This window comes from Kitasatospora sp. NPDC093558, from assembly GCF_040683475.1.
Lineage (GTDB): Bacteria > Actinomycetota > Actinomycetes > Streptomycetales > Streptomycetaceae > Kitasatospora.
Genome location: NZ_JBFBDY010000651.1, coordinates 1 through 3,403, shown reverse-complemented (window position 1 = coordinate 3,403; position 3,403 = coordinate 1). Strand labels below are relative to the sequence as shown.

Here is a 3,403-nt window from a genome sequence, read left to right as displayed (position 1 = left end):
CCGACCGGGTCGCCGCCGAGGAGGGGGCGCGCCCGCTGCACGTCATCCGGGTCACCGGCGACTACAACGCGAGCATCGGCCTGGTCGGGCTGCGCCGGCGCGCGGTGCTCACGAACGGCCTGCCGCTATGGGAGGCGCTCGACGACCCGCAGCGGGTCGCGCTGCTGGGCCACGAGTTCGGCCACCGCGTCAACGGCGACCACCGGCGCGGCCTGTGGCTGTCCTCGGCGATCGGGGCGCTCGTCCACTGGCACGGCATGGCCCGCACGAGCCGCGGCTGGGGCGAGGGCGGGATGCGGCTGCTGTTCGCGGTCGCCGAACTGCTCAGCAACGCGGTGATGCACACCGCCGCGTGGGCATTGTGGCGGATCCTGCTGCTCCTGGACCGCCTCACCTCCCAGGCCGGCCAGGAGGCCGAGTACCGCGCCGACGCACTCGCCGCCCGCACATCCTCCACCGAGGCCGCCCGCGGCATGCTCGACGCCCTGCTCCTCGCCGGCGCCGCGAGCACCGCGGTCACCCGACTGAGGGCCGACCGCCGCGGCCGCCCGTCCCCCGAAGCCCTGTGGGAGCAGATGCGCGCCCACCTGGCGAGCCTGCCGCCCACCGAACGCGAACGCCTGCGCCGCCGCAGCACCCACGAGCGCTACGCCGTCGACACCACCCACCCCCCGACCCACCTGCGCATGGCCCTGCTCGCCCAGACCCCACCCCAGCCGGCCGCGATCACGCTCACCCCCGCCGAGTCCGCCACGATCACCACCGAACTCACCCCCCACCGCACCCGCATAGCCCGCACGCTCCTGGCGGGCTGACGGGCCGCCAGGGCCCCGCCAGCCGCCGCAACCGGCGGCCGACGGGCCCTACCCGAGTCGACCACTTGCAGCGCAGCTACTCCACCCAGGTCCAGTCACCCTGGTAACGCCACAACGGCTCCTCGGAGTTAGGCAGGGCCACCTCGTCCGCGTAGGCGTACGTGCCTTCGAGAATGGCAAGCAGGAACACCGCGAATCCACCGTCGAAGCGATCCCACTCCTCCAGGCTCCGGTAGAACGCGACCACCGGCCAGGCGTCCGGGTCGTCACCTTCGGTCAACCAGAAGAACTGGTCCGCGCTGAGCCCAGTGTTCACCGGATAGCCCCAGCATGGGGCGAGATTCTCCCTAAGGCCCCGCCCGCCAAGCTCCTTTGGAATGAAGTGGCGCGGACTCCCTGACCGACCTCTTCGCACTCAACGTTGTACCTCAAGGGTTCTCAACCGGGCACAGTCAGTCACTCCAGGGGTCTTTCCTGCAGTTCCCAGCCCGCTTCCTCGTCCTTGTCGTGCAGGAAACGCAGTTCGGAGACAGTCCGCAGCCCTACGTCGCTGATCGGCCATTCGTCGAACTCGTCGCGCAGCAGCCTCAGCAGGAATTCCGCCATCCCGTACGGGTACACCGACCAGGCCGCGTGAAAGCGCGAATAGACGGCCACCGGCCAGCAGTCCGGGTCTTCGCCAGAAGCGATCCAGCAGAGGAAGTCTTGCTCCGTCCACCCCCAGAGAAGCATGTCCTCAAGACGGTGCAGGCCTGCTTGAGTCGGGTCTCTCCAGCCCCCCGCGTTCCCGCTGGCCAACAGGCCGGTGGGAAGCGTTGACACGACATTTCCTGCCAGTTCGGCGGTCGTGGTGGCGGGCGCTTGGACGTACAACGCCTGTTCGATCGAACCACTCCCGAACACAGCCACGAACTGCTGGTAGTCGGAGGGAAGGCGCCGCCCATACGCTGCCTCCACCGCATTCCAGTCGATACTGTCTCCACGGGTGGGCCCGAAACACGACAGGAGCTCCGTCAGCTCGAACATGACTTCCCTACCGTCCCCTGCGTAGCCGATCATGCTAGTACCTTAAATCCGGAGAAAATCCGACAGGTTTGGAAACAGCCGCTCCGCTCTGGATATGCCGAAACGGCGATCCGCGCGAAGGGGCGGATCGCCGTTGTCGGCACTGCTGTCGGTGTGTTCTGCGGTGGGGTCAGGTGGTCGGGGTGCCGTGGAGGGCGGTCCACGTCGTGGTGAACAGTTCGTGCAGGGGGGTCGGGGGCTGGATGCGGGGGAAGGGGGCGTGGAGGGTGTTGGACCACATGTGGCGGATGGTGTGGGTGGCGAGTTTGGGGGTTTCCAGGGGGAGGTGGGGGGATTTGAGGTCGGTCCACTCGCCGCCGAGGAAGAGGGTGCGGCCGGCGCGGGGGCGTTTGGCTTCGGTGACGGTGCCGGTGGTGAGGAGTTCGGTGCGGGCCGCGGTGTGCCGGGTGGCGTTCCAGGCGTTCCAGCGGCGGACGTTGCGGTCGGTGGGGGCGGCCAGGGTGGCGAGCTGGAGGTAGAGGGCGGCCGCGTCGGGGCCGACGTCGAGGTGGCGGGCGGCGTGGGCGACGAGGTCGGGGCAGGAGTGCTGCGGGTCGGCCTCGTAGGCGCCCGCCGGGACGGGGGTGGTGCGGGCGCGGTGCATCATCCGTTCCAGGCCCCCGCCGGGCAGGTACGGCATGAGGACGTTCAACTCGGCTGCCAGTTCCGGGATTTCGCGAACTATCCGCCAGGCCTGCGGGTCGTTCAGTGCGGCCGGGCGCAGGAAGGCCTGGCCGCGGGGCGCGGTGACGACGAGCGGGCCGAAGTCGTAGGCGACGGGCTCGGGCTCGGTGTCCTTGCGGCGGGCCTGGTCCACCGGCAGGCACTTGGGGCCGAAGCGGCGTGCGAGGCCTTCGGGGGTGTCCTCGATCTCGGCCCAGCCCATCGCCAACAGCAGTTCCGGGCGGTCGAGTTCGGCGCGCAGCCGCTCGTAGAGGCCGAACGCCCCGGCGACCGCCGGGTCTCCGACGGGGCGCTCCGTCCACGCCCACACGAGGGCGCTCGCGGCCTGCCGCAGGTTCAGGCCCACCGGGGTGCCGTAGCGCACGGTGCGGCCGGCCGGCGGGACGGCGTGCACCTCGACGCCGCCCGCGCCCGGGGTGGCCGAGAGCTCCCAGCCGCCCGCCTCGACCGTCTCGTCGCCGGCGGCCCCGGAGCCCGCGGCCCCAAAGCCTGCCGCCTCGTAGCCGCCGGCCAGGCGGCGGGCCCACACCTCGGGCAGGCCCAGGCCGGTCTCCAGGGTGTCGGCGGCCTCGTCGTGCACGGCGGGCAGCGCGCCCAGGCGCTCGCACCACGCGGCGGCCATGCGCTCCACGGCCGCATCCACGCCGCCCGGGCGCCACAGGTCGGCCGGATCGCCGGGCAGGGCTGCGGCCAGGACGGCCCGGCGGCCCTCCTCGCCCAGGCGCCCGCGCAGCCGGTCGTAGGCGTCGGCGGTCATGGGGGTGGCCTTGTAGGGGGCCTTGGTGACGAGGGCGCGGTGCTCGTCGCGGCCGGGGCGGGCGACCAGGCCGGCGAGCACC

General features: G+C 71.8%; 3 protein-coding genes and 1 pseudogene. 1 reads left to right on the top strand and 3 read right to left on the bottom strand.

Annotated elements, in window-relative coordinates; all coding sequences use genetic code 11:
• The coding region (locus AB0O00_RS33165) for a M48 family metallopeptidase (protein ID WP_363658147.1) at positions 1 to 815 on the top strand (815 nt) is incomplete at its 5' end.
• Positions 816 to 891: 76 nt separating this feature from the next.
• Here AB0O00_RS33165 and AB0O00_RS33160 read toward each other — a convergent pair.
• The 3 genes and pseudogenes from AB0O00_RS33160 to AB0O00_RS33150 form a co-directional block, all read right to left on the bottom strand.
• Positions 892 to 1,131, bottom strand: coding sequence for a hypothetical protein (locus AB0O00_RS33160; protein ID WP_363658145.1), 240 nt, complete (start codon positions 1,129 to 1,131; stop codon positions 892 to 894).
• Positions 1,132 to 1,271: 140 nt separating this feature from the next.
• Positions 1,272 to 1,874, bottom strand: coding sequence for a hypothetical protein (locus AB0O00_RS33155; RefSeq protein WP_363658143.1), 603 nt, complete (start codon positions 1,872 to 1,874; stop codon positions 1,272 to 1,274).
• Positions 1,875 to 2,010: 136 nt separating this feature from the next.
• A pseudogene (locus AB0O00_RS33150) lies at positions 2,011 to 3,403 on the bottom strand (hypothetical protein); the annotation flags it as partial.

Excerpts from the sequence above, each read along its gene's own strand:
- AB0O00_RS33155 (WP_363658143.1), bottom strand. The coding sequence starts at position 1,874 with ATGATCGGCTACGCAGGGGACGGTAGGGAAGTCATGTTCGAGCTGACG.